Origin of the sequence: Streptomyces sp. AC512_CC834, assembly GCF_019049325.1 — a bacterium.
GTDB lineage: Bacteria > Actinomycetota > Actinomycetes > Streptomycetales > Streptomycetaceae > Streptomyces.
This window is the reverse complement of record NZ_JAGMUO010000120.1, coordinates 218-23,366: the sequence shown is the minus strand read 5'-3', so window position 1 is coordinate 23,366 and position 23,149 is coordinate 218. Positions and strand designations below refer to the sequence as shown.

Sequence of the window (23,149 nt, the reverse complement as noted above, 5' to 3'; positions counted from 1 at the left end):
GATACGCGAAGCAGGACCGACCGGCGAGGAGTTGAGCCGAGCATGCAGTGCCCCAAGTGTCACGCACCGATGCACACCTACAACCGCAACGGCGTTCAGATCGAGCAGTGCAGCGGCTGCCGCGGCATCTTTCTCGACTACGGCGAGCTGGAGTCGCTGACCCGCCTGGAGAACCAGTGGTCCCAGCCCGCTCCGCCGGCGCCGCCCACCGCGCCGCAGGCGTACCCGGCCGCTCAGGCTCCGGCCTGGGGCGCCCCGCACGGCGGCGGCCACGGTCACTACGGCCACCACCGTCAGAAGAGCTTCGGACGCATGCTCTTCTCGAGCTGATCCGCGGTGTGCGGGCTCGTCCGGACGAGCCCGCACACGACGAAGCCCCCGGCCGTACGAGACGGCCGGGGGCTTCGGGTGATGTGGACGATACTGGGATTGAACCAGTGACCTCTTCCGTGTCAGGGAAGCGCTCTCCCGCTGAGCTAATCGTCCTGGGAGTGATGCGAGTACAGCCTGAAACAAGTGAAGCGTGCGCGATACTGGGATTGAACCAGTGACCTCTTCCGTGTCAGGGAAGCGCTCTCCCGCTGAGCTAATCGCGCGGAGATCCATACGGATCAGTGATCCTCGCGGATCAGTGGACGATACTGGGATTGAACCAGTGACCTCTTCCGTGTCAGGGAAGCGCTCTCCCGCTGAGCTAATCGTCCTTGGAGGTGGAGACGGGATTTGAACCCGTGTAGACGGCTTTGCAGGCCGTTGCCTCGCCTCTCGGCCACTCCACCAGGAGTGTAGAGGACCCGGGAGGCCCTCTGTTCCCGCGAGCGGACGACGAGGTTCGAACTCGCGACCTCAACCTTGGCAAGGTTGCGCTCTACCAACTGAGCTACGTCCGCCTGTCGATGCGGCCCGCTCGCGCGGCCCGGCGACGTGATGAACTCTAGCGGATTCCGGGGCCAGCACAAAAACCCGTTTGTGCAGCGTGCTGCGGTGCGTGCGCCCGCGAACCTGGTCAGGGCACCCGGAAGGACACGTTCGGGCCACCCCGGGGACACCGGCCTAGACTCGGTCACGTGCTCGACCTGCCTCCCCTCGCCCGCTTCGGCGACCGTCTCGCCACCGGTCTCCTCGACGTCACGAGCGATCCCGCGGCCCTGGACTCCGAGGGTTTCTGGGCGGTCGGCGCCGACTTCGAGGGCCGTCTGACCTGCGCACGCTTCGCGGACGTACGCACGGAGCCGGTGCCCGCGCCCACGCCGGGAAGGTGGCGGGGCCCCGCCGTCGATGACTGGGCGTCCTCCCTGGAACACACCGCGTACACGACCGGCGTACGGCGCATCCGCGAGCACATAGCCGCCGGCGAGGTCTACCAGGCCAACCTCTGCCGGGTGCTCTCGGCGCCCGTCGCCCCCGACGCAGACGTGGACGTGGACGCGCTCACCGCCCTGCTGGCCCGCGGCAACCCGGCGCCGTACGCCGGCACGATCCGGCTGCCGGGGCACGGCGTCGAGATCGCCACCGCGTCGCCCGAGCTGTTCCTGCGCCGGGACGGCCGGACCGTCGAGTCCGGCCCGATCAAGGGGACCGGACGGACCGAGGCCGACCTCCTGGAGAAGGACTACGCCGAGAACGTGATGATCGTGGACCTGGTCCGCAACGACCTCGGGCGGGTCTGCGCCACGGGCAGCGTGACCGTGCCCGACCTGTGCGCCGTCGAGAAGCACCCGGGCCTCGTCCACCTGGTCTCCGCGGTACGCGGCGAACTGCGCGCGGGCACCGGCTGGCCGGAACTGCTCGACGCGGCCTTCCCGCCCGGCTCCGTCACCGGCGCGCCCAAGTCCAGCGCCCTGCGGATCATCGACGCGCTGGAGACCGCCCCGCGGGGCCCCTACTGCGGCGGTGTCGGCTGGGTCGACGCCGACCGGGGCACCGGCGAGCTGGCCGTCGGCATCCGCACCTTCTGGATCGACCGGGCCGTCGACGGGGCCGCCGGGCGGCTGCGCTTCGGCACCGGCGCCGGCATCACCTGGGGCTCCGACCCGGAGGGCGAGTGGCGGGAGACCGAACTGAAGGCGTCCCGGCTGCTCGCGGTAGCGTCGGGGCGTACGAGGTGAACGGAACTGGAGAGGCGCTGACGACGTGAAGATCTGGCTCGACGGTGGGCTCACGGACATCGAATCCGCCCGCGTCTCCGTCCTCGACCACGGGCTGACCGTGGGCGACGGCATCTTCGAGACCGTGAAAACGGTGGACGGCAGGCCGTTCGCGCTGACCCGGCACCTGGACCGGCTGACCCGCTCGGCCCGCGGCCTGGGCCTGCCCGACCCCGACCTCGACGAGGTCCGCCGCGCCTGCGCCGCCGTCATCGACGCCAACCCGGTGCCGCTCGGCCGGCTGCGCCTCACCTACACCGGCGGCCACGGCCCCCTCGGTTCCGACCGCGGCGAGCACGGCCCGACTCTCGTCGTCGCCCTCGGCGAGACCGGCCGGCGCGCCGACTCCACCGCCGTGATCACCGTGCCGTGGACCCGTAACGAGCGCGGCGCGCTCACCGGCCTGAAGACCACCTCCTACGCCGAGAACGTCGTCGCCCTGGCCCGCGCCCGCGAACGGGGCGCCTCGGAGGCGCTGTTCGGCAACACAGTCGGGCACCTGTGCGAGGGCACCGGGTCGAACGTCTTCGTCGTCCTCGACGGCGAGATCCACACCCCGCCCCTCGCCTCCGGCTGCCTCGCCGGGATCACCCGCGCGCTGGCCGCCGAGTGGACCGGAGCCCGCGAGAGCGACCTCCCGCTGGACGTCCTGGACCGCGCCGACGAGGTGTTCCTGACCTCCACGCTGCGGGACGTGCAGGCCGTGCACCGCGTCGACGACCGTGAACTGCCGGGCGCCCCGGGACCGGTGACCGCCAAGGCCATGCGGATCTTCGAGGAGCGGTCCGGGGACGACCTGGACCCGTAACCCGCCGATATTCGGCTGCCGTTCTCGCCCGCGCTGGGTAGAACTGCCGTGATGACCACGACCCTGCGGCCGACCGAGCCGCTCCAGCGCACCGCCGACGGGACGCGCTCGCGCCACTACCAGGTGTGCGTGAACAGCCGGCCCGTCGGCGTGCTGCACCTCGCCACCTCGCCCGCCCTCGGCGACTCGGTGGCCGTGATCCGCGAACTGCGCGTCGACGAGCCGGACCGCCGGCGCGGCCGGGGCACGGTGGCCGCGCTCGCCGCCGAGGAGGTCGCGCGCGGCTGGGGCTGCCGGCAGATCGAGACGAGCGTCCCCGGCGTCCTCGGCGCCCCCGGCGATGCCGAGGCAGGCGTACGGCTCGCGCAGGCGCTCGGCTACGTCCTGCGCAACCGCGGCATGACCAAGCCGCTCGGCGCCACCCCGCCCGCCCTGCCCCCGGGCAGCCGCGCACGGCCCATGACCCCGGAGGACTTCGCCGCCTGGCATGCGCACGAGTCGGAGCAGTACGCCCGCACCTGGATGGAGCGGGGCGTGTCCGAGACCGAGGCGTACGCGAAGGCTCGCCGCGATCACGAGACGCTGCTGCCCCAGGGGCTGGACACCGAGGACATGCTGTTCAGCGTGCTGGAGCACGAGGGCGAGCGGGTCGGCGTCCTGTGGCTGGCGCTGCGGGAGGACGGGGCCTACGTCTTCGACGTCGAGGCCGACGCGGCCCACCGCGGCCGGGGCCACGGCCGCACCTTGATGCTGGTGGCCGAGGCCCAGGCGATCACCGCCGGCCGCGCACAGATCGGCCTCAACGTCTTCGCGGGGAACACCGCGGCCGAGCGGCTCTACGAGTCACTCGGCTACGAAACCACGCGGTACACGTACTACAAGCCGCTGCTTTGACGCGGGCCCGACTCGCCCCTGTGCCCCTGTGCCCCTGTGCCCCTGTGCCCTTGTGTCCCTACGGGCCGCCTGGTCACATGTTCGGTAGCGGCGGGCGCGCGGCCGGGACCGGGGCCGTGCCCCGGCCGGGACCGGCGGCCGGTTCCAGTCCTCAGTCCCGCTGCTCGGCCAGTAGCCGGTCCGCGATCTCCTCGATGCGCTCGCGCAGCCCTTCCTGACTCTTGCCGCCGTCGAGGCGCTCGCCGCCGATCACGTACGTGGGGGTGCCGGTCACGCCGATCGCCTTGCCCTCGGCCTGGTCGGCGTCGACGATCAGGATGTGCCGGCCGTCGATGAGTGCCGTGTCGAACTCCTCCGAGTCCAGCCCAAGTTCCCGGGCCACCTCCACCAGGAGGGGCTCTCCCGCACGGTCCAGCTCCGCGACCCGGTCCAGGACGGCCTCGGCGTACGGCCAGCCCCGGCCCTGGGCGACGGCCTCCTCGGCGGCCTGCGCGGCGGCGAAGGCGTGCTTGTGCTTCTCCAGCGGGAAGTGCCGCAGCCGCACCTCCAGGCGGTCCCCGTACCGGGCGCGCAGGGCACGGAGATCGTCCAGGGCGCTGTGGCAGTCCGGGCACTGGAGCTCGCACCAGACGTCGAGGACGGGCGCGGCGGAACGGGCGGGGGAGGAGTCACTCATACCCTCATCCTCCCAGCCCACAGAGCGGCGCCCCAACCGGCGTCGTACACCCTTCACGGCCCCCTGCACGGCACCCGGGGATGAACCGACCCTGAGAGCCGACCCCTAGGGGGCGCCGTTTGGATCTTGCCGCCGGTCGCAGCGCCCCGCACGCACGCCCCCACTGCCGTACGGGCGTGGGAGAGTCGCCGTCGCCCCCGCCCGGGTCGGGCACACGGCACCGTTGCCCGGAGCCGCCCTGATCCGCACGACGCCCCCTAGATCTCCCTGATCTCGGCCCCCCGGCATAGCCTCACGGCGTCCCGGCGGTGCAGGATGGAAGGGACGAAGTACTCATGCCCGACCGAGCCCAGCCTGGAGGACCGGATGATTGCCGAGACCGTCTGCTCCGCGGTGTCCGCGGCGGGCCTGGGCATCGCGGCGGTCACCGCGTACCGCAAGCGTTTTCTCACCGCCGCCCGTATCGCCGCATACTCGCTGGTCCCGATCGGCCTGGTGATGACCGGAGTCGTCGAGTGGCTGGCCGACACGGCCTTCAGTCCGGTGGCCTGGGCCGGCTTCGGGGTCCTTGGCGTGGCCTGGGTGCTCTTCATGACGACCCGCGCCGTGGAGCGCCGCCGCGGCGGCACCCGCAAGGAGCGCAAGGCCGCTGCCCGGGCCGCGGCACAGCGTGACGCGGTGGCCCCCGGGGCCTCCGCGCCCTCCCTCGGCTCGGGCTCCCGCCCGGCCGCCGAGCCCGCGCCCCCGTCCCGGCCGGCGAAGGCGTCCCGGGGTGGTGAGGACGACTTCAGCGACATCGAGGCCATCCTCAAGAAGCACGGGATATGACGGCCGCCGCCGCTGAGGTGGAGTCACTGAGGTGGAGTCGCGGATGTGGAGTCGCCGAGGTGGAGTGAAACGACACAGCGGTCCCAGGCCGACAGAGCGTGCTCCGGAATGATCACGATCCGACCGGACATTGCGACATTCAACGAACTCCCGGTCTTTACGGGCGTGTTGATCGCGTAGACCCGGTCCGCTGAGTCATGATCGCGGCGAGATGCCGGACACCACTCAACTGGATACCCAGTTGGACACGAGACAGAGCGAAACCGCGCGGGTGCAGGACGAACCACGCGGCTGCCTCTTCGCCCTTTCCCAGCCACCGCTCATGATCTTCCTTGCGGTGATCGGGTGTCTGCTGCTCATGGCTTCGTTGCACGATCTGCTGTTGCTGTGAGCCGTACCCGCGCTCCCCGGCGCCATCCGCCGGGGGCCGCGTCGCCATCAAGGCAGCCGACAGGCAGCTCACTCGTGCCGGTCCGGAGGGCGGCGTCAGCCCGCCGCCTCCTTGCGCCGGGCCCGGTAGGCGGCCACGTGCAAGCGGTTTCCGCAGGTGCGGCTGTCGCAGTACCGCCGCGAGCGGTTGCGGGAGAGGTCGACGAAGGCGCGCCGGCAGTCGGGGGCCTCGCACCGCCGCAGCCGCTCCTGCTCCCCGGCGACCACGAAGAACGCCAGGGCCATCCCGCAGTCGGCGGTCAGATGGTCCGCGACGGAGGCGCCGGGCGCGAAGTAGTGGATGTGCCAGTCGTAGCCGTCGTGGTCGGTGAGCCGGGGGGTGGTGCCGGCGGCCGCGACCAGGTCGTTGATCAACCCCGCCGCGGTCCGGGCGTCGGGGGCGGCGAAGACCGCCGCGAACCGCCCGCGGATCCTGCGCACCGCCGAGAGATCGGGTTCCGAGAGCACACCGACGTCACTGATGTCGTGCGTTCCCACGAATTCCTGGAGGGCCGCGACGTCCGCCAGCCCGTCCGGAGCCGCTTCGTCCTCCGGCACGGTGTTCACCAGATCCACCACGGTGTCGAGCGCGCACCGGGTGTCGTGGGTGATCAGCACGTTTCGCTCCCTGGCCTGGGGGTCGGGCGGGCGCCCGCCGATGCTGGCCGATGGTAGTGGCTCGGGCGGCGGGCGAACCGGCCGCGAGCCGGTCCCGGTCGTCGGTTGCCCCTACAACGGCGGCCGGCCCGCCTTCGTTCCCCGGCGCCGCGCACGCGGCGGCGCCGCCCCCGCGGAGATCCGCGGCGACGACGCCGGTGTGTGCCGTATGCGGTTGTCCGGGCCCGTGCCGTCACCCCGAGTCGACGGCGACGGGCGGCTTCACGCGGGGCCCCGCCCTAGCTTTCCGCCAGGATGTGCGAGAGCTCCTGATCGAGATCGAAGTGCCGGTGTTCCGTGCCGGGAGGCACGGCGGCGTCTGTGCGCTTCAGGAAGGACTCCAGGGCCCGTGCCGGGGCCTCGAGCAGTGCCTCGCCCTCCGGAGAGCTGAGAGCGATACACACGACGCCCTGGCCGTGGCTGCGGGACGGCCAGACACGGACGTCGCCCGTGCCGGTGGGGCGGTGGAGACCTTCGGCGAGGAGGTCGCGGGCGAACACCCACTCGACGGTCTCCTCGGCTCCGGTGTGGAAGGTGGCGTGCACGGCGTAGGGGTCGGCCGTGTCGTACCGCAGGCCTGCGGGGACAGGCAGGGAGGACTCGCTCGACACAACGAGGCGCAGGTGCAGCTCGCAGCTGACCGTGGTGTTCATAAGCGCCAGGGCCTTTCGCTCAGTGTGCGCTCGGGGATTCGCACGTCGGCGAAATCGACATGCCACCTACGGTGCCGTTGTAAACCCCTCTGAGTGTTTTGCGTGTGTTTACGTAACTCTTCCGGCCGAGAGATCGTTCGGGTCCTGCGCCCATTCCGGTGACAGGTTTCGCTCGGGTAGTGTTTGGCCGTATGAACACGGGGAGTGACAAGCACGGCGAGGCAGCCGTGGCGGAAGACCGTACGGGGACGGACGAGGCCACGGCCGAGCGCGCGCTCGGTTCGCGGGCACCGGATTTCGTCAAGGCACGCCGTGCCCTGCACCTGAGCTGGCAGGTCGGCGTCTTCGTCGTCGGCCTGGCGGTCGTGGTGGCCGGCGTCGCCATGCTGGTGCTGCCCGGACCGGGCTGGGTCGTGATCTTCGGCGGCATGGCGATCTGGGCGACCGAGTTCGTCTGGGCCCAGCTCGCGCTGCGCTGGACCAAGCGCAAGGTCACCGAGGCGGCGCAGCGTGCCCTCGATCCGAAGGTGCGGCGCCGGAACATCATCCTGACCTCGATCGGTGTGGTGATCATCGCCGTGCTGGCCGGGATCTACCTGTGGAAGTTCGGCCTCCAGATGCCCTGGAAGATCGAGGACCAGTGATCGCCCGCGGGGGTGCGCCGTCGCGGCCCCCGCTGGTCACGGGCGCCCCTGACATGGGGTAATCTTCTTCCTGCGTCCGGGCGATTAGCTCAGTGGGAGAGCGCTTCGTTCACACCGAAGAGGTCACTGGTTCGAACCCAGTATCGCCCACCGGATCATCAGGCGGCCCGGCTCACGATCGTGAGCCGGGCCGCCTCGTCGTGCGGGTGCGCCCGGAAGTCCGCCCAGGGTGTCCGAAGGGCCCGCGCGGCCGTTCCGCTTCCGCCCGTGTTCATCCAACCGTGACCTTCGGCGTCGCGGCCCGCCCCGGGTTCCCAGTCGTTCGGCCCGTCGGTCGCGCCGCGCCGACCTGGGTGTTCGCCCGTCGCCGAACAGCGCGTCCGGGAGCGGTGTCCAGGCCGGTCACGGCCCGCGCCCGGCAATTCCTGTCCGAATCATTGACGCGCCTCCAGGCCCTCCGTACCTTGTGCCAGCAAGCGCTTACTTGAAACGATTCATGAGGCGAACGCGACGTCCCGGGGAGGCTCGTATGCAGCAGGGCGGGAATGCGAAGAGGCATGTGAACAGGCATGCGAACAGGTATGCGGAGAGGCGGACCGGGAGGCGGGCGATCCTCAAGGCGGCCGGGGCCTCGCTGGCCGTCGCGGGACTGGGCGCCACGGCCACCGCGTGCGGCGGCGGCAGCGGCTCGGGGGACGGAACGGTGACGATCCGTTACTCCTGGTGGGGTGCCGAGGACCGGGCGGAACGCATCAACAAGACCATCGCGCTCTTCGAGAAGAAGTATCCGCAGATCAAGGTCAAGACCGACTTTCAGCCGTACACCGACTTCTGGAAGAAGTTCAACACGCAGGCCTCCGGAGGGAATCCACCGGACGTCTTCCAGAATGCCATTGGTTTTCTCCGGAAATACGATGCCAAGAATGTCCTGCTCGATCTGAGTGAGCAGGTCAAGGCGGGAAACCTCGCCATGGACGGATTCCGCGCGGGTCTGGAGAAGTTCGGCGAGATCGACGGCAAACTCCTCGGCGTGCCCGTCGGTTCGAACTCGATGGCCCTGGTCATCGACAAGCCCGTCTACACCCGGGCCGGCGTCAAGCCCGAACAGGGCTGGACGTGGGACGACTTCGACGAGGCGATGAGGAGAATCCGCGACAGGACCGGCCGGGCCGGCGACAGCGGCATGTACGGCGTCATGTACCTCTACGACCTGTACCTGCGTCAGAACGGCAAGGCCTTCTTCACCGAGGACGGACTCGGCTTCACCGAGGCGGACCTGACCACGTGGTGGACCAAGGCGGAGAAGGGTGTGAAGTCCGGCCTGTTCGCCGACGCCAAGAAGGTCGCCCAGATCAAGCCCAAGTCGGCGCTCTCCGCGGAACTCGCCGGCAGCGAGTTCACCTGGGACAACTTCACCGTCCGCTACACCTCCGAGGGCAAGAGCGAGTACGGACTCGCGCCGATCCCCACCACGGACGGCAAACGGACCGGCCAGTACCTCGGCTCCTTGATGCTCAGCGGCTACAAGCGCACCGAGCACCCGAAGGAAGTCGCCCAGTTCATCGACTTCATGGTGCACGACCCCGAGGTCGCCAAGATCATGGGCTATGACCGCGGTGTCCCCGCGACGCATGCCCAGTACGACGCGTACCGGCCGACCGACCCGGTCAACAAGGCCATCGCCGCCTACGAGGAGTCGCTCGTCGAGGCGGGCGTCCTGGAGCAGATCACCCCGCACCCGAACGGGGCCGACATCTGCGAGGCCGCGTTCCTGCGCATCGCCGAGGAGATGGCGCTCGGCACCCGGTCGGTCGAGGACGCCGTCGAGCAGTTCTTCACCGAGTCGAAGACGGCTCTCGCCGGCTGATGGGAAGCGCCGTGACACACGCCCCCGCGAGGGAGGGACTGAGGAACTCCGAGCCGCGGCACGGTCCACGCAAGTCCCCGCGCCCCGCCGAGCTGAAGCGGCGGGGCCGCCGGGAGAACCTGGCCGGCTACCTCTTCATGTCCCCCTGGATCGCCGGATTCCTCCTGCTGACCGCGGGACCGATGGTCGCCTCGCTCTACTTCGCGTTCACCGACTACAACCTCTTCGACGCCCCCAGGTGGATCGGCCTGGACAACTTCTCCGAGATGTTCGGCGACCCGCGCTGGCGCCACTCGGTCCGGATCACCCTGTGGTACGTCGTGGTCGGCACGCCGATCAAGCTGATCGCGGCGCTCGGGGTCGCGCTGCTGCTGGCGCAGAAGCGGCGCGGTCAGGCCTTCTACCGGGCCGCCTTCTACGCGCCGTCCCTGATCGGCGCGAGCGTGTCCGTCGCGATCGTGTGGAAGGCGATCTTCACGGACGACGCGATCGTCGACCGTACGCAGCAGCTCTTCGGGTTCGACGCCGGCGGCTGGACCGGCGACCCGGAACTGATCATCTACAGCCTGGTGGCGCTGACCGTCTGGCAGTTCGGCGCCCCCATGGTCATCTTCCTGGCCGGCCTCAAGCAGGTGCCGCGCGAGCTGTACGAGGCGGCCGACGTCGACGGGGCCGGCAAGCTGCGGCAGTTCTGGAACATCACCCTGCCGATGATCTCCCCGGTCCTCTTCTTCAACGTCCTGCTGGAGACCATCCACTCCTTCCAGATCTTCAGCTCGGCCTACATCGTCGGCGGCGGCGCCGGAGGCAACGCCTGCGGTCCCGCGGACGGCACGATGGTCTACACCTGCTATCTGTACGTCCAGGGCTTCGAGAACAGCCGCATGGGCCTGGCCTCCGCCATGGCGTGGATGCTGCTGGTCGCGGTCGCCCTGGTCACCGCGGTGCTGTTCTGGTCCCAGAAGCGCTGGGTGCACTACGAGGAGGGCGGCCGATGAGCGCGCAGGCCACCGACGTCACGGCCAACGAAGCCACGGCCACCGACGTCCCGCACGCCCCGCCCGCGAAGGGGGCCCTGAGGCGCCGGCTGCCGGGCTCGCTCGCCTGGCACCTCGGGTCGCTGGCGATCCTCGCCGTGATCCTCTACCCGGTGCTCTGGGTGATCGGCGGCTCCTTCAAGGAGAGCGGCGACATCGTCGGCAGCCTGGACCTCTTCCCGGGCGACCCGATCACCTCCAACTACACGAGCCTCGCCGACGGCATCGCGGACATCTCGATCTCCACCTTCTTCCTCAACTCGCTCTTCCTCGCGATCGGTTCGGTGGTCGGGATCGTCGTGTCCTGCTCGCTGACGGCGTACGCCTTCGCCAAGATCAGGTTCGCCGGCCGCAACCTGCTGTTCACGCTGATGATCGGCACCCTGCTGCTGCCCTACCACGTGCTGCTGATCCCGCAGTACGTGCTCTTCCGCAACATGGACCTGATCAACACGTACACCCCGCTCCTGCTGGGCAAGTACCTGGCCACCGAGGCGTTCTTCGTCTTCCTGATGGTGCAGTTCATGCGCAACCTGCCCAGGGAACTGGACGAGGCGGCCCGCCTCGACGGCTGCGGGCATCTGCGCATCTACTGGTCGATCGTGCTTCCGCTGTGCCGGCCCGCCCTGATCACCAGCGCGATCTTCACCTTCATCAACTCCTGGAACGACTTCATGGGCCCGCTGATCTATCTCAACGAGCCGAGCAAGTACACCGTCTCCCTCGGCCTGAAGATGTTCGTGGACCAGGAGGGGCTGGCGAACTACGGCGGCATGATCGCCATGTCACTCGTCGCCCTGCTGCCCGTCCTCGCCTTCTTCCTGGCCTTCCAGCGCTATCTGATCGACGGCATGGCCACGTCCGGCCTGAAGGGCTGAGGTGAACCGATCATGACCGAGGCGCGTGCCAAGGCCCGTCCGGAACCGGGGGAGTCCCGGCTCGCCCAGGGGTTCGCCCTGTTCGCCGAGTGCCTGCTCACCGGCGTGTGGATCGCGGTGGCCGCGCTGCCGCTGGTCACCTACCCCGCCGCCTTCGCGGCAGGCGCACGGCACCTCGGGCGCCGGCTCGCCCACGAGAGCGGCGGCCGGCGGGAGTTCGTGGCCGACTTCCGGGCTGCGGTGCGCCGCGGGTGGCTCGTCGGGGTCGCCGGGTGGATCGCCCTGGCCGCCGTGTGGGTGGACGTGCAGGCCGTACGCAGCGGTCTGCCAGGCGGTCCGCTCGTCGGCGCCGTCGGGGTGCTCGCCCTGATCGGCGCCGCCGTGGCCGGGCTGCGGGCCGCGGCGGCCTGGCGGCCCGGCTCCTCCTGGCGGACGCTGCTGGCGCGGGCGGCCCGCCGCACCGTGCTCGACCCCGCCGGTTCCTTCCTGATCGTCGGCGGGCTGGCCGTCGTGGCCTGCTCCGCCTGGTTCAGCGCTCCGCTGGCCGTCGCCGTCCTCGGCGCCGTCGCCGCGGCGGCCGTCGCCGTGGAGGAGCGCTACCGGCGCCGCTGACCGGCGGCGCCCGAGCACCCGGGCCGGCGCTCCGGCACCGCGCCCCGACTGTCATGCCCTTGACATAGACCGTCTCAACACCTCACACCTCACACCTCAACACCTCACACCTCAACACCTCACACCTCAACACCTCACACCTCAACACCTCACACCTCAACGTCTCGACACCTTGACCCGACTGGCACCACCTCGCACAGCCATGCCCTTGACCACCCCCTGCACACCCGCACGGAAAGGAAAGGCCATGTCCCCCATCCCCCGCAGGTCCCTTCTCAAGGCGGCCGCCGTCGCCGGCGCCGCCGCCCAGTTCAGTTGGGCGCTGGGCACGAAGAACGCGCAGGCCGCGCCCGCCGCCCGCACCGCCGACGACAGCCCCGTCACCCTGACCTGGCTGGAGGACGGCGGCCTCGGCGCCGCCCCAGGCTCCACCGTCGGCGTCCCCTGGCCCAAGGGCACCTTCCAGGAGGACCAGTCGTTCGCCGTCACGGACGCCGACGGCAAGGCCGTACCCGTGCAGTCCTGGCCCCTCGCCCACTGGCCCGACGGCTCCCTCAAGTGGACCGCGCACGCCGTCGGCCCGGGGAACGGCAAGCTCACCCTGGCCGCCGGCGCCCCCGCCACCCCCGCCAAGAAGGTCACCGTCGACCGGCACGGCGGCATCATCGACATATCGACCGGCGTCATCACCGCGAGAATCGGGAAGTCCGGATCGACACTGATCAAGTCGGTCACCAGAGGCTCCACCGAGATCGCGAAGAACGGCCGCCTCGTCCTGCTGCGCCAGCCCGAGATCGAGGACGGCGACCAGGGCACGGTCAAGTACGAGCGCTTCGACGGCACGATCGACGAGGTGAGGGTCGAGCAGGAGGGCCCGGTCCGCGCCGTCGTCCGCATCGACGGCGAACACCGCAAGGGCCACCGCGGCCGGCTGCCGTTCTCCATCCGCCTCTACTTCTACGCGGGCGCCGACTCCTTCCGCATGGTGCACACCATCACGTTCGACGGGAAACAGGAGCCCGGCAAGGCGAGCGGCGACTTCGTCCGCGGCCTCGGCGTCCGCTTCACCGTGCCCATGCGCGACGAGTCCTACGACCGCCACATCCGCATCGGCGGCGAGGGCACCGGCCTGCTGCGCGAGGCCGTCAAGGGCATCACCGGACTGCGCCGCGACCCGGGCACCGCCGTACAGGCCGCGCAGTTCGCCGGCGAGAAGCTGCCCGACCCCGCCACCTGGGACCAGCGGGTCACCACCCGCCTGAAGTACATCCCCGAGTGGGGCGACTACACCCTCTCCCAGCTCTCCGCCGACGGCTTCACCCTGCGCAAGCGCACCAAGAAGGGCCACGGCTGGATCGGCGCCGGCGGCGGACGGCGCGCCTCCGGCTTCGGCTACGTCGGCGGCGCGAGCGGCGGCCTCTCCTTCGGGCTCCGCGACTTCTGGGAGAAGTACCCCGCCCAGCTCGACATCCGCGACGCCCAGACCGACGAGGCCGAGGTCACCCTCTGGCTCTGGTCGCCCGAGGCCCCACCCATGGACCTGCGCTTCTACCACGACGGCATGGGCCAGGACACCTACGCCGAACAGCTCGAAGGCCTCAACATCACCTACGAGGACTACGAACCCGAGTTCGGCACCCCCTACGGCATCGCCCGCACCTCGGAGCTCATGTTCTGGGCCAACGCCACCACCCCGACCGCCGGGAAACTCGCCGAGCAGGTCGAGACGGCCCGCGTCCTGCCGCAGTTGGCGGCCCCGCCGGGACAGCTCATCAAGGCCAAGGTCTTCGGCCCGGGCCTCTACTCCGAACCCGACCGCACCACACCAGCCAAGGCGAAGATCGAGGACCACCTCGACTTCCTCTTCACCTACTACAAGGACCAGGTCGAGCAGCGCCGTTGGTACGGCTTCTGGGACTACGGCGACATCATGCACACCTACGACACCGCCCGGCACGTGTGGCGGTACGACATCGGCGGCTACGCCTGGGACAACTCCGAACTCTCCCCGGACCTCTGGCTCTGGTACGCCTACCTGCGCTCCGGCCGCGCCGACATCTTCCGCTTCGCCGAGGCCATGACCCGGCACACCGGCGAGGTCGACGTCTACCACCTGGGCCAATGGGCCGGCCTCGGCACCCGGCACGGCGTCCAGCACTACGCGGACAGCGCCAAGCAACAGCGCATCGCCAACACCACCTACCGGCGCTTCTACTACTTCCTCACCGCCGACGAACGCGTCGGCGACCTCATGCACGCCAACGTCGACTCCGACGAGACGTTCCTCGCCCTCGACCCGCTCCGCAAGATCCGCACCGAGCCCTACACGCCCGACCGGCACGCCCTCTCGATCGGATTCGGCACCGACTGGAGCGGCCTGGTCTCGGCGTGGCTGACCGAGTGGGAACGCAAGGGCCCCAAGTGGGAGAAGGCCCGGGACCGCGTCCTGTCCACCATGGAGACCATCGCCGCCCAGCCCAACGGCTTCGTCCAGGGCAGCGGCCTGTACGACCTGGACACCGGGAGGTTCGCCGTCGCCGACGCCCCGAAGGTCGAGGTCTCCCACCTGTCGGCCGTCTTCGGCCTGAACGAACTGTGCGCGGAACTCATCGACCTCGTCGACATGCCCGAGTTCAACGAGGCGTACTACGACTACTGCCGCTACTTCAACGCGACCAAGACGGAACAGGCCGAGCGCTACGGCTCCGACTTCGGCAGCCTCATCCTCTTCCAGGGCCACTCGCGCCTCGATGCCTACGCGGCCGTGCAGACCGGCGACGAGAAGCTCGCCACGCGCGCGTGGGACAAGTTCTACGACTCCGACGGCTACAAGGAGTCGGCCCCCTGGAAGACGGAGAAGCTGAGCGGTCCCCTCGCGCTGGTACCGGGCAGCGAGGCGAGCTGGGTCTCCACCAACGACACCGCGCTCTACGGCCTCGCCGCCATCGAAAACCTCGCACTCCTGGGGGACAGGATGCCGTAGCCGGCCCCAGACGGAGGCGGGCGCGGGCACACTGCACGGGTGGACTGGAACCATTACCGATTCCGCAGCCTGTGGCCGCTGCCCGCGCCCGCCCCGGACGCCTACCGGGCACTGGAACGGATCGAGGACTACCCCCGCTGGTGGCCACAGGTGCGCGCGGTCACCCGCCTCGACGACACCAGCGGCATCGCCCGCTTCCGCTCCCTGCTCCCGTACGACCTCACGGCGACCCTGCGCGAAGGCCGGCGCGAGCCCGCGGCGGGCGTGCTGGAGGTGGAGATGAGCGGCGACCTGGAGGGCTGGGCGCGGTGGACGGTCGCCCCGCGCGGCACGGGCTCCCTCGTCCGCTACGACCAGGAGGTCGTCGTACGCAAGCCGCTGCTGCGCCGCCTCGCGGTGCCGGGCAGGCCCCTGTTCCGGGCCAACCACCGGCTGATGATGCAGGCCGGACGGCGCGGCCTCGCCGCGCACCTGGAAAGCGGTCGGCAAGCGGTTTGATGGAAACGCGCGGGGGCCTGTATTGTTCACTGCGTTCCCGGGCGATTAGCTCAGTGGGAGAGCGCTTCGTTCACACCGAAGAGGTCACTGGTTCGAACCCAGTATCGCCCACGCTCGCGACAGCGACGTGTGTCCGCGGACCACGCGGACCACGTCGCTTCGTTGTGTCACGCCGCCGTCGGCAGGTCCGGCCGCAGAGGCCAGGCCGGGTCCACCGCATCCTCGGTGCCGTTGAGCGCGAACCACGCCTGAAGCCCGCGCGCCTGACCCGCGTGCCACACCGCCTGGAGCGTGTGCAACTCGGCGGGGCTCAGGCGCTCAAGCCGCCCCGGGAAGCGCCGCCCCACCGCCCGTACGACCTCCAGCGCCGCCTGCGCGTCGGCCGCCGCCTCGTGCGCCCCCGCCAACTCGACGCCGTAGTGCGCGCACAGGTCGGTGAGGGTGCGTCGGCCCTTGCGGTAGCGGTCGAGGTGCTTGTCCAGCACACGCGGGTCCAGCACGTGCAGCGACGTCCGCTCCAGCCAGCGGGCCAGCGACGAGGCACGGTGCCGGCGCAACTCTCGGTCCAGCAGCGTGAGATCGAACGGCGCGTTCATCACCACGAGCGGACGCCCGGCGCGAGCCTGTTCGGCCAGCGCCTCGGCCATCTCGTACATCACCGGCGCCGGCCAGCGGCCGTGGCACCGCACGTGCTCCTCCGTCAGCCCGTGCACCGCCGTCGCGGCCTCCGGGACCGGCACGCCCGGGTTCACCAGCCACCGGGTCACACGCGGCCGCAACCCCGGCGCGTCCTGGACGACGAGCGCCGCCGACACGATCCGGTCGACCTCGACGTCCACACCCGTCGTCTCCGTGTCGAAGGCGGCCAAAGGCCCCTCGAACCAGCTCGTCATAGGGCACTCAACTCCTCCTGAGAGCGCGGCGACTGACGCGCCGTCCTGTGTCCCGTTTCGGTGATACCCGGGCTGTTTGCGCCGTACGCCGGAAGGACACAACAGGAGTACGGGTCTTTGCAGTTCACAGACCCGCAGTGGGGATACACCAGTTCTGGAAGGCTGTTGGCCATGGCCATAGCGCAGCCCGAACGGGGCGGGCTGCTGCCCGAGCGCACGGCGCCCCTGCGCGGCTCTCTCGCCACCACCGCCTGCATGGAGACCTTGCAGGTCGGCTACCTCCACGCGGTCGCCGCGGCGGCCGGCTGCTCGCTCTCCCAGCCCTTCCCGGACAACGGCATCGACTGGCACGTCAGCCACAGCGCCCCCGGGCACACGGTCGACGACGAGATCACCATCAAGGTGCAGCTCAAGGCCACCTACCAGATCCCGCCGACCCCTCCAGGCCGGTTCTTCTCCTTCACGCTCGACAACGACCACCTGACCAAGCTCGCCCGCACCCCCGTCTCCGTGCACAAGATCCTCGTCGTGATGATCGTCCCCCGGTCACGGGACCAGTGGCTGCGGGCCGGCCACGACCGGCTCGACCTCAGGCACTGCTGCTACTGGACCAACCTCGCCGGACATCCCGTCACCGGCCGGCGGCGCACCACCGTGCGGATACCGACCGCGCGGGTCTTCGACGACCGGGCGCTGTGCGAGATCATGACGCGGGTCGGGACGGGAGGGAAACCATGACGCACCGCCCGACCGGCGAACCCCTGCGGTCCGTACGGCCGCACCCGGCCGACCCCCTCGACGACACCCCAGTCGCCTCCGTCACCTCCGTCGACGCTCGCCCACCCGAGCCGGGCACCGTCGACCCGGCCGTGCTGACCGCCCTGCTCCACCGGCACGGCTGGCGACGGCGCGGCGGCGCCCCGGGCCGCTACGGCCGCTGGACCCCGCCCGGTCCCGCGGCGGGCGTCACCAGCCTGCTGGTGCCCGCCGGCCGTGCCTTCCCCGACAGCGACGACCTGCTCGGCGAGGCGCTGCTCGCCCTCTCCCGCAGCGGCACGCCCGCCGCCCGCGAGATCCTTCTCTCCCTCACCGTCCCCAGCGACGAGGTCCGCTGGGGACGCGACGTACCGGCGGGCCCCGGCGACGCCGCGTCCTGGACCGCGGAGGAACAACTGCGCTCCGCCGCCCGCCGGATGCTGCTCGCCGGAGCACTCGCCACGCGCGCGCGTGCGGGCTACTACGGCGCCCGGCACCGGCGTGCCGCCGGCGCGGCCCTGGAGAACGTCCTGGTGGGCCCCGCCCCCGGCGGACGCAGGCTCACGGCGTTCCTGCCGGTCACCACCGGCCGCCCCCTCGCCGTACGCCTCCACCACGCCGTCTGCGCCGCCCGCGAGGCCGTGGACTACCGGCGGGCCACCGGAGGCATGGAGGCCTTCGACTCGGCCGTCGCGGCCGGCGTCAGCCACGAACTGACCGAGGCACTCGTCGCCCTGGTCCGGGGCACCGAGGGCGCCACGATCGCCGTCGCCTGGGCACCGGCCGCGGGCGTCCCCGAGGGCTGCGGCGCACTCACCGAACCCGTCGAGTTCTCGCCCGGCGACCTGCCCGCCCTGCGCGAGGCCGCCGCCCGCTACCTGCGCGTCGAGCCCTCCGTTCCGGTGCGCCTCACCGGCACCGTCGTACGCATGCGCCGCACCGGACCGCGCGGCGCGGGCACCGTACGGCTGCGCGTGCTGGCCGGGGCGGACGTCCCGCACGTACGGATCACGCTGGACGAGGAGGCCTACCGGATCGCCGGGCACGCCCACCTCGTCGGGCTGCCGGTGCGGGTGCTCGGGCGGCTGGAGAGCCGGGGCGGGTTCCGCCGGCTCACCGGCGCCTGCGAGATCGCCCCCGTGCAGGTCGACGACGCGGAACGGGACCGGCTCCTGAAGGCCGTCCAGGAGCACGTGGAGGTCGCGGCCCACTTCGAGGAGACCTGCGGCGACGGAGGGGAGCGCGGGGACTGATTTCGCGGTGGGCGGGCCCGGGTCGGTACGATCGCCCTCATGCGTGCGCTCCGGTATGGCGCCGCAGCCCCACCTTCAGTCAGGAGAGACCGGTGTCAGACGTCCGTGTGATCATCCAGCGCGATTCCGAGCGGGAAGAACGCGTGGTGACGACGGGCACTACGGCCGCGGAGCTCTTCGCCGGCGAACGCTCGATCGTCGCCGCCCGCGTGTCCGGTGAGCTCAGGGACCTCGCCCACGAGGTCAAGGACGGCGAGACCGTCGAAGGCGTCGAGATCTCCTCCGAGGACGGCCTGAACATCCTGCGCCACTCCACCGCGCACGTCATGGCGCAGGCCGTGCAGGAGCTGTTCCCCGAGGCCAAGCTGGGCATCGGCCCGCCCGTCAAGGACGGCTTCTACTACGACTTCGACGTCGAGAAGCCCTTCACCCCCGATGATCTCAAGCGCGTCGAGAAGCGGATGCAGGAGATCCAGAAGCGGGGCCAGAAGTTCTCCCGCCGCGTGGTCACCGACGAGGCCGCCCGCGAGGAGCTGGCCGACGAGCCGTACAAGCTGGAGCTGATCGGCCTCAAGGGCTCCGCGTCCCACGACGACGGCGCGGACGTCGAGGTCGGCACCGGCGAGCTGACGATCTACGACAACCTCGACGCCAAGACCGGCGAGCTGTGCTGGCGGGATCTCTGCCGGGGCCCTCATCTGCCGACGACCCGGAACATTCCCGCCTTCAAGCTGATGCGCAACGCCGCCGCCTACTGGCGCGGCAGCGAGAAGAACCCGATGCTGCAGCGCATCTACGGCACCGCCTGGCCCACCAAGGACGAGCTGAAGGCCCACCTGGAGTTCCTCGCCGAGGCCGAGAAGCGCGACCACCGCAAGCTCGGCAGCGAGCTGGACCTGTTCTCCATCCCGGAGCAGATCGGCTCGGGCCTCGCCGTCTTCCACCCCAAGGGCGGCATCATCCGCCGGGTCATGGAGGACTACTCGCGTCGGAAGCACGAGGAGGAGGGCTACGAGTTCGTCTACACCCCGCACGCGACCAAGGCGAAGCTTTTCGAGACCTCGGGCCACCTGGACTGGTACGCCGACGGCATGTACCCGCCCATGCAGCTCGACGAGGGCGTGGACTACTACCTCAAGCCCATGAACTGCCCGATGCACAACCTGATCTTCGACGCGCGCGGGCGGTCCTACCGTGAATTGCCCTTGAGACTGTTCGAATTCGGCACCGTGTACCGGTACGAGAAGTCGGGCGTCGTGCACGGCCTGACCCGGGCCCGTGGCTTCACCCAGGACGACGCGCACATCTACTGCACCCGCGAGCAGATGTCGGAGGAGCTGGACAAGACCCTCACCTTCGTCCTGAACCTGCTGCGCGACTACGGCCTGAACGACTTCTACCTGGAGCTGTCCACCAAGGACCCCGAGAAGTTCGTCGGAACCGACGAGGCCTGGGAAGAGGCCACCGAGACGCTGCGCCAGGTCGCCGAGAAGCAGAACCTGGAGCTCGTGGCGGACCCGGGCGGCGCCGCGTTCTACGGCCCGAAGATCTCCGTCCAGACGCGCGACGCCATCGGGCGCACCTGGCAGATGTCGACCATCCAGCTCGACTTCAACCTGCCGGAGCGCTTCGACCTGGAGTACACGGCCGCGGACGGCACCAAGACCCGCCCGGTCATGATCCACCGCGCGCTGTTCGGTTCCATCGAGCGGTTCTTCGCGGTGCTCCTGGAGCACTACGCGGGCGCGATGCCGCCGTGGCTCGCTCCGGTGCAGGCGGTGGGTATCCCGGTGGGTGACGCTCACGTCGAGTACCTGGAGAAGTTCGCCGCGGCGGCCAAGCAGAAGGGCCTGCGGGTGGAGGTCGACTCCTCCTCGGACCGTATGCAGAAGAAGATCAGGACGGCCCAGAAACAGAAGGTCCCGTTCATGATCATCGTGGGTGACGACGACATGAACGCGGGTACGGTGTCGTTCCGTTACCGCGACGGCTCGCAAGAGAATGGCATCCCGCGTGACGAAGCGCTGGCGAAACTCGTTGACGTCGTAGAGCGCCGCGTGCACGTGTGATTGCTCCCCGCCTGAGCGGGGATGTTCCGATGCAGGAGATGCGGAATCGGGGACAGAGGTTGTGCTCCCCGCACCAGCGGGGCTTCGGGCCCCCGGGATCTTTCCGGGGGCCCTCCCTGTCAGTGCAGGCGACGCCATATGCTGCACGCATGACGAGTGAGCCGGAGCAGCAGCTAGGAGTGGGGACGCCGGACGCGTTCCAGCGTCTGTGGACGCCCCACCGGATGGCCTACATCCAGGGCGAGAACAAGCCGAGCGGCCCCGGTGCCGACGACGGCTGCCCCTTCTGCTCGATCCCGGCCAAGTCCGACGAGGACGGACTGATCATCAGGCGTGGCGAGCTGGTCTTCGTGGTGCTCAACCTGTATCCCTACACGGGCGGTCACGCCATGGTCGTCCCGTATCGCCACGTAGCCGATTACACGGACCTCACCGTCGGGGAGACCGCCGAGCTGGCCGAGCTGACCAAGCAGGCGATGACGGCTCTGCGCACGGCCTCCGGAGCCCAGGGGTTCAACCTGGGGATGAACCAGGGCGCGGTGGCGGGCGCGGGTATCGCCGCTCACCTGCACCAGCATGTGGTGCCTCGCTGGGGCGGCGACACGAACTTCATGCCCGCGATCGGCCACACAAAGGTGCTGCCCCAGCTCCTGGGCGACACCCGCAAGATGCTGGCGGAGGCGTGGCCCACCGCGTAGCGGCACGAAGGTCCTCGCGCGCGCCGGCCTCGAACGGGGCCTACGCGTTGTAGAGGTCGGCTTTCCCCGGTGTCGGATCCTGCACCGCCGTGCTGAGGAACGCCGACCGCGAGCCGAACTTCTCGGTGTCCACGCCGTTCTCGTCAAGGACCTTGATCGCCGCGGAGTGCACCACGCGCAGCACCGGGGCCGCCGCCCGCAACGCGTCGTCGGCCATGAAGCGGTGCCGCCACGGCTGGTCCGCCCACGCGTGCCGCAGTCCGAAGGGCTCGGGCAGGCCGATCGTGCCGCCGAGCCAGTTCAGCAGCGGCGGATACCAGGTGAGCGGGGCGCGGACGGCGAGGCGTACCACCTCGTTCGCGGTGACCAGCGGGAGCATCACCTTGCGGGTCTCCCACGGTTTGAACGACTTGCTGACCTCTTTCGAGGGTGCCTCCGGCTTGGCGGTGAACAGCGGGTTGACCGGGCCCAGCGCATGGCCGGTGACCTCGATGCGCAGCGTCTCGTGCAGCACGGTCACCGTGATCAGCATGGTGATGACGAGCTGGCCGTCCCACAGCGTCCACTGAACACCGAGGTAGTGCCGGTCACCGGCCCCGAACTGCTGCTTGTTGCAGATGTCCTGTATCGCGTGCTGTTTGACCTGGTACGCCTCGACGTCCGTGCCCTCCGGGCGGGACACCGCCTTGGCGCCCTCGCCGATCGGCGTGACGACCCAGTGCCGTATGGACGGCTTGGTGAAGCCGCCGGTGTTCAGCGGGCCGCGTTCCAGCATGCGGAGCTGGTCGTGGATGGACTTCACGACGTCCCAGCTACGGAAGGGGTGGATCTCCCGGGACGGGTCGGCCGGCACCAGGTTCTCGGCGAGCTGCCAGCTCCCCCAGCGGGTGCCCATGCCGAGTATGCCCTTGGGGCCGGCGTAGAAGACGGAGTTGGACTGCTGCTCGGCGCCGAGTTTGGCCAGGGACTGGCGCAGTTGCTCGGCGGCGGTCTCGTTCGGGTTGCTGGGGACCGCTTCGGGGACCTTGGCGCCGACGCCGCTGCCCGAAAGGAGACTGCTCCAGCGTTCCCGCAGGTCCTTGGCGGTGCCCTCGCAGATTCGCTTGGCCCAGAACCAGCCGACGACCGGAACGACGACCGCCGCGCGCGCGTACCAGGCCCAGAAGCCGGAGAAGGGCATCTTGACGAGGAACAGCACGGCCAGCGCGGCGATCGCCACGAGTACGGCGGTGCCCAGCGCCCCGGCCTGCTTGTTCTCCGCCTTGGCGACGGTGGTGCGGATCTGGAAGCCGAGCAGCCAGATCAGCATGCCGGGCAGGAACAGCAGACCGCACAGCACGATCACCGTGGACAGGCGGCCGTCGCGCGTCTTGCGGATGCCGTTGGCCGCCAGACAGTGCTCGACGACCACCTGCGGTTCGGCCCCGAAGGACTGGATGAGGGGCTTGCGGCCGCTGCCGAGCATGCGGTCGGCCACGGCGCGGGAGAAGGCCTCGCCGAGGTTGGGACGGAAGATCGTGGCCCAGGAGCGGCCCGCGTTGAGGGTCGTCTGGTGCCACTCGTTGTCGGCCTTCTTGATGTCCGCGAGCTCGCTGTCCCGGTAGGCGGCCGAGGCCAGCGCGAAGGTGGCCGTCTGGCCGCCGTCGTCCGTCCGCGGCACCTGCGGTCCGAAGAAGTCCGCGTAACCGCCGTCAACGGTCATTCCCGCCCCCGATCGCCACCACTGTCGCTCCTGCGGCCTTCCCGACTTCCCTGCCCCGCACACCTGTTGATCTGGTCATCAGCGTATCCGTCGCCACCGGTGTGCGTCACGGGACGCCCGAAGGCGCCCCGGCGCGCGCGGGTCGGGGCGGCGCGGAGGTCCCGCGC

The 23,149-nt window shown here is 70.3% G+C and carries 21 protein-coding genes, 7 tRNA genes and 1 pseudogene; 19 read left to right on the top strand and 10 right to left on the bottom strand.

The annotated features are described in order from the left end of the window. The first annotated feature begins 42 nt into the window (after positions 1–42). A complete protein-coding gene (locus KUM40_RS36875; protein ID WP_217170684.1) occupies positions 43–330 on the top strand; it encodes a zf-TFIIB domain-containing protein in 288 nt (95 codons plus the stop codon). An 84-nt stretch (positions 331–414) separates the two neighbouring features. Here KUM40_RS36875 and KUM40_RS36870 read toward each other — a convergent pair. From KUM40_RS36870 to KUM40_RS36850, 5 genes are all read right to left on the bottom strand, one after another. Beyond that, a tRNA-Val gene (locus KUM40_RS36870) sits at positions 415–486 on the bottom strand. A 38-nt stretch (positions 487–524) separates the two neighbouring features. Next, positions 525–596, bottom strand: a tRNA-Val gene (locus KUM40_RS36865). Between the two features lie 36 nt (positions 597–632). Then, positions 633–704, bottom strand: a tRNA-Val gene (locus KUM40_RS36860). A 1-nt stretch (position 705) separates the two neighbouring features. Further along, a tRNA-Cys gene (locus KUM40_RS36855) sits at positions 706–779 on the bottom strand. A 38-nt stretch (positions 780–817) separates the two neighbouring features. Beyond that, a tRNA-Gly gene (locus KUM40_RS36850) sits at positions 818–890 on the bottom strand. A 177-nt stretch (positions 891–1,067) separates the two neighbouring features. Here KUM40_RS36850 and KUM40_RS36845 point away from each other — a divergent pair. The 3 genes and pseudogenes from KUM40_RS36845 to KUM40_RS36835 all read left to right on the top strand — a co-directional run bounded on the left by KUM40_RS36845 (position 1,068) and on the right by KUM40_RS36835 (position 3,849). Further along, positions 1,068–2,137, top strand: a pseudogene (locus tag KUM40_RS36845) (chorismate-binding protein). After that, complete coding sequence (locus KUM40_RS36840) at positions 2,134–2,955, top strand: aminotransferase class IV (protein ID WP_217170682.1); 822 nt, start codon at positions 2,134–2,136, stop codon at positions 2,953–2,955. Before KUM40_RS36845 ends, KUM40_RS36840 begins: the two are co-directional and overlap by 4 nt. A gap of 51 nt (positions 2,956–3,006) precedes the next feature. Then, positions 3,007–3,849 (top strand): GNAT family N-acetyltransferase, encoded by an 843-nt coding sequence (locus tag KUM40_RS36835; RefSeq protein ID WP_217170681.1) that lies wholly within the window; start codon positions 3,007–3,009, stop codon positions 3,847–3,849. A gap of 151 nt (positions 3,850–4,000) precedes the next feature. Here KUM40_RS36835 and KUM40_RS36830 read toward each other — a convergent pair whose 3' ends face one another. Continuing rightward, positions 4,001–4,525 carry a DsbA family protein gene (locus tag KUM40_RS36830; protein ID WP_217170680.1) on the bottom strand — a complete coding sequence of 175 codons (525 nt, stop codon included), beginning with the start codon at positions 4,523–4,525 and terminating at the stop codon, positions 4,001–4,003. Positions 4,526–4,891: 366 nt separating this feature from the next. Here KUM40_RS36830 and KUM40_RS36825 point away from each other — a divergent pair, with 366 nt between their 5' ends. Then, entirely contained in the window at positions 4,892–5,353 is a 462-nt protein-coding gene (locus KUM40_RS36825; protein ID WP_217170679.1) for a hypothetical protein, read from the top strand. 211 nt (positions 5,354–5,564) lie between these two features. Next, positions 5,565–5,744: a hypothetical protein gene (locus tag KUM40_RS36820; protein WP_217170678.1), complete on the top strand. Its 180-nt coding sequence runs from the start codon at positions 5,565–5,567 to the stop codon at positions 5,742–5,744. A gap of 95 nt (positions 5,745–5,839) precedes the next feature. Here KUM40_RS36820 and KUM40_RS36815 read toward each other — a convergent pair whose 3' ends face one another. Both KUM40_RS36815 and KUM40_RS36810 read right to left on the bottom strand, forming a co-directional pair. Then, positions 5,840–6,400, bottom strand: a complete 561-nt coding sequence (locus KUM40_RS36815; protein WP_217170677.1) for a CGNR zinc finger domain-containing protein — start codon at positions 6,398–6,400, stop codon at positions 5,840–5,842. Positions 6,401–6,678: 278 nt separating this feature from the next. Next, complete coding sequence (locus tag KUM40_RS36810; protein WP_004002642.1) at positions 6,679–7,092, bottom strand: SsgA family sporulation/cell division regulator; 414 nt, start codon at positions 7,090–7,092, stop codon at positions 6,679–6,681. Between the two features lie 191 nt (positions 7,093–7,283). Here KUM40_RS36810 and KUM40_RS36805 point away from each other — a divergent pair, with 191 nt between their 5' ends. The 9 genes from KUM40_RS36805 (at position 7,284) to KUM40_RS36765 (ending at position 15,722) form a co-directional block, all read left to right on the top strand. Further along, positions 7,284–7,736, top strand: a complete 453-nt coding sequence (locus KUM40_RS36805; RefSeq protein ID WP_217170676.1) for a TIGR02611 family protein — start codon at positions 7,284–7,286, stop codon at positions 7,734–7,736. A 78-nt stretch (positions 7,737–7,814) separates the two neighbouring features. Next, a tRNA-Val gene (locus tag KUM40_RS36800) sits at positions 7,815–7,886 on the top strand. Positions 7,887–8,265: 379 nt separating this feature from the next. Further along, on the top strand, positions 8,266–9,603 hold the full coding sequence (locus KUM40_RS36795; protein WP_217170675.1) for an extracellular solute-binding protein: 1,338 nt from the start codon (positions 8,266–8,268) through the stop codon (positions 9,601–9,603). Beyond that, positions 9,603–10,601, top strand: coding sequence for a carbohydrate ABC transporter permease (locus KUM40_RS36790; protein ID WP_217170674.1), 999 nt, complete (start codon positions 9,603–9,605; stop codon positions 10,599–10,601). The genes KUM40_RS36795 and KUM40_RS36790 overlap by 1 nt, the downstream gene beginning before the upstream one ends. Then, the gene (locus tag KUM40_RS36785; RefSeq protein ID WP_217170673.1) at positions 10,598–11,518 is read left to right on the top strand and encodes a carbohydrate ABC transporter permease; all 921 of its coding nucleotides are present in this window, start codon (positions 10,598–10,600) and stop codon (positions 11,516–11,518) included. Before KUM40_RS36790 ends, KUM40_RS36785 begins: the two co-directional genes overlap by 4 nt. Positions 11,519–11,530: 12 nt before the next feature. Further along, a complete protein-coding gene (locus KUM40_RS36780; protein WP_217170672.1) occupies positions 11,531–12,130 on the top strand; it encodes a hypothetical protein in 600 nt (199 codons plus the stop codon). 247 nt (positions 12,131–12,377) lie between these two features. Beyond that, positions 12,378–15,113: a Tat pathway signal sequence domain protein gene (locus KUM40_RS36775; RefSeq protein WP_217170671.1), complete on the top strand. Its 2,736-nt coding sequence runs from the start codon at positions 12,378–12,380 to the stop codon at positions 15,111–15,113. Positions 15,114–15,152: 39 nt separating this feature from the next. Beyond that, positions 15,153–15,611, top strand: a complete 459-nt coding sequence (locus KUM40_RS36770; RefSeq protein WP_217170670.1) for an SRPBCC family protein — start codon at positions 15,153–15,155, stop codon at positions 15,609–15,611. A gap of 39 nt (positions 15,612–15,650) precedes the next feature. Then, positions 15,651–15,722, top strand: a tRNA-Val gene (locus KUM40_RS36765). A 56-nt stretch (positions 15,723–15,778) separates the two neighbouring features. Here KUM40_RS36765 and KUM40_RS36760 read toward each other — a convergent pair. Then, on the bottom strand, positions 15,779–16,504 hold the full coding sequence (locus KUM40_RS36760; protein ID WP_217170669.1) for a 3'-5' exonuclease: 726 nt from the start codon (positions 16,502–16,504) through the stop codon (positions 15,779–15,781). Between the two features lie 171 nt (positions 16,505–16,675). Between KUM40_RS36760 and KUM40_RS36755 the strand changes: the two genes are divergently transcribed. The 4 genes from KUM40_RS36755 (at position 16,676) to KUM40_RS36740 (ending at position 21,280) form a co-directional block, all read left to right on the top strand. Next, entirely contained in the window at positions 16,676–17,242 is a 567-nt protein-coding gene (locus KUM40_RS36755; protein ID WP_217170668.1) for a DUF4365 domain-containing protein, read from the top strand. Further along, positions 17,239–18,513, top strand: a complete 1,275-nt coding sequence (locus tag KUM40_RS36750; RefSeq protein ID WP_217170667.1) for a hypothetical protein — start codon at positions 17,239–17,241, stop codon at positions 18,511–18,513. The genes KUM40_RS36755 and KUM40_RS36750 overlap by 4 nt, the downstream gene beginning before the upstream one ends. Before the next feature lie 92 nt (positions 18,514–18,605). Then, on the top strand, positions 18,606–20,582 hold the full coding sequence (thrS, locus tag KUM40_RS36745) for a threonine--tRNA ligase (RefSeq protein ID WP_217170666.1): 1,977 nt from the start codon (positions 18,606–18,608) through the stop codon (positions 20,580–20,582). Positions 20,583–20,731: 149 nt separating this feature from the next. Beyond that, on the top strand, positions 20,732–21,280 hold the full coding sequence (locus KUM40_RS36740) for an HIT domain-containing protein (protein WP_217170665.1): 549 nt from the start codon (positions 20,732–20,734) through the stop codon (positions 21,278–21,280). Between the two features lie 40 nt (positions 21,281–21,320). On the opposite strand, the gene KUM40_RS36735 is transcribed toward KUM40_RS36740, so the two are convergent. Beyond that, a complete protein-coding gene (locus KUM40_RS36735; RefSeq protein WP_217170664.1) occupies positions 21,321–22,982 on the bottom strand; it encodes a hypothetical protein in 1,662 nt (553 codons plus the stop codon). Positions 22,983–23,149 lie beyond the last annotated feature (167 nt).

What these genes read in the sequence shown, in the direction of transcription:
- KUM40_RS36875 (WP_217170684.1), top strand. Translation starts at nt 43, where the DNA reads ATGCAGTGCCCCAAGTGTCACGCACCGATGCACACCTACAACCGCAAC.
- KUM40_RS36835 (WP_217170681.1), top strand. Translation starts at nt 3,007, where the DNA reads ATGACCACGACCCTGCGGCCGACCGAGCCGCTCCAGCGCACCGCCGAC.
- KUM40_RS36830 (WP_217170680.1), bottom strand. Translation starts at nt 4,525, where the DNA reads ATGAGTGACTCCTCCCCCGCCCGTTCCGCCGCGCCCGTCCTCGACGTC.
- KUM40_RS36825 (WP_217170679.1), top strand. Translation starts at nt 4,892, where the DNA reads ATGATTGCCGAGACCGTCTGCTCCGCGGTGTCCGCGGCGGGCCTGGGC.
- KUM40_RS36820 (WP_217170678.1), top strand. Translation starts at nt 5,565, where the DNA reads ATGCCGGACACCACTCAACTGGATACCCAGTTGGACACGAGACAGAGC.
- KUM40_RS36810 (WP_004002642.1), bottom strand. Translation starts at nt 7,092, where the DNA reads ATGAACACCACGGTCAGCTGCGAGCTGCACCTGCGCCTCGTTGTGTCG.
- KUM40_RS36805 (WP_217170676.1), top strand. Translation starts at nt 7,284, where the DNA reads ATGAACACGGGGAGTGACAAGCACGGCGAGGCAGCCGTGGCGGAAGAC.
- KUM40_RS36795 (WP_217170675.1), top strand. Translation starts at nt 8,266, where the DNA reads ATGCAGCAGGGCGGGAATGCGAAGAGGCATGTGAACAGGCATGCGAAC.
- KUM40_RS36790 (WP_217170674.1), top strand. Translation starts at nt 9,603, where the DNA reads ATGGGAAGCGCCGTGACACACGCCCCCGCGAGGGAGGGACTGAGGAAC.
- KUM40_RS36785 (WP_217170673.1), top strand. Translation starts at nt 10,598, where the DNA reads ATGAGCGCGCAGGCCACCGACGTCACGGCCAACGAAGCCACGGCCACC.
- KUM40_RS36780 (WP_217170672.1), top strand. Translation starts at nt 11,531, where the DNA reads ATGACCGAGGCGCGTGCCAAGGCCCGTCCGGAACCGGGGGAGTCCCGG.
- KUM40_RS36775 (WP_217170671.1), top strand. Translation starts at nt 12,378, where the DNA reads ATGTCCCCCATCCCCCGCAGGTCCCTTCTCAAGGCGGCCGCCGTCGCC.
- KUM40_RS36760 (WP_217170669.1), bottom strand. Translation starts at nt 16,504, where the DNA reads ATGACGAGCTGGTTCGAGGGGCCTTTGGCCGCCTTCGACACGGAGACG.
- KUM40_RS36755 (WP_217170668.1), top strand. Translation starts at nt 16,676, where the DNA reads ATGGCCATAGCGCAGCCCGAACGGGGCGGGCTGCTGCCCGAGCGCACG.
- KUM40_RS36750 (WP_217170667.1), top strand. Translation starts at nt 17,239, where the DNA reads ATGACGCACCGCCCGACCGGCGAACCCCTGCGGTCCGTACGGCCGCAC.
- KUM40_RS36740 (WP_217170665.1), top strand. Translation starts at nt 20,732, where the DNA reads ATGACGAGTGAGCCGGAGCAGCAGCTAGGAGTGGGGACGCCGGACGCG.
- KUM40_RS36735 (WP_217170664.1), bottom strand. Translation starts at nt 22,982, where the DNA reads ATGACCGTTGACGGCGGTTACGCGGACTTCTTCGGACCGCAGGTGCCG.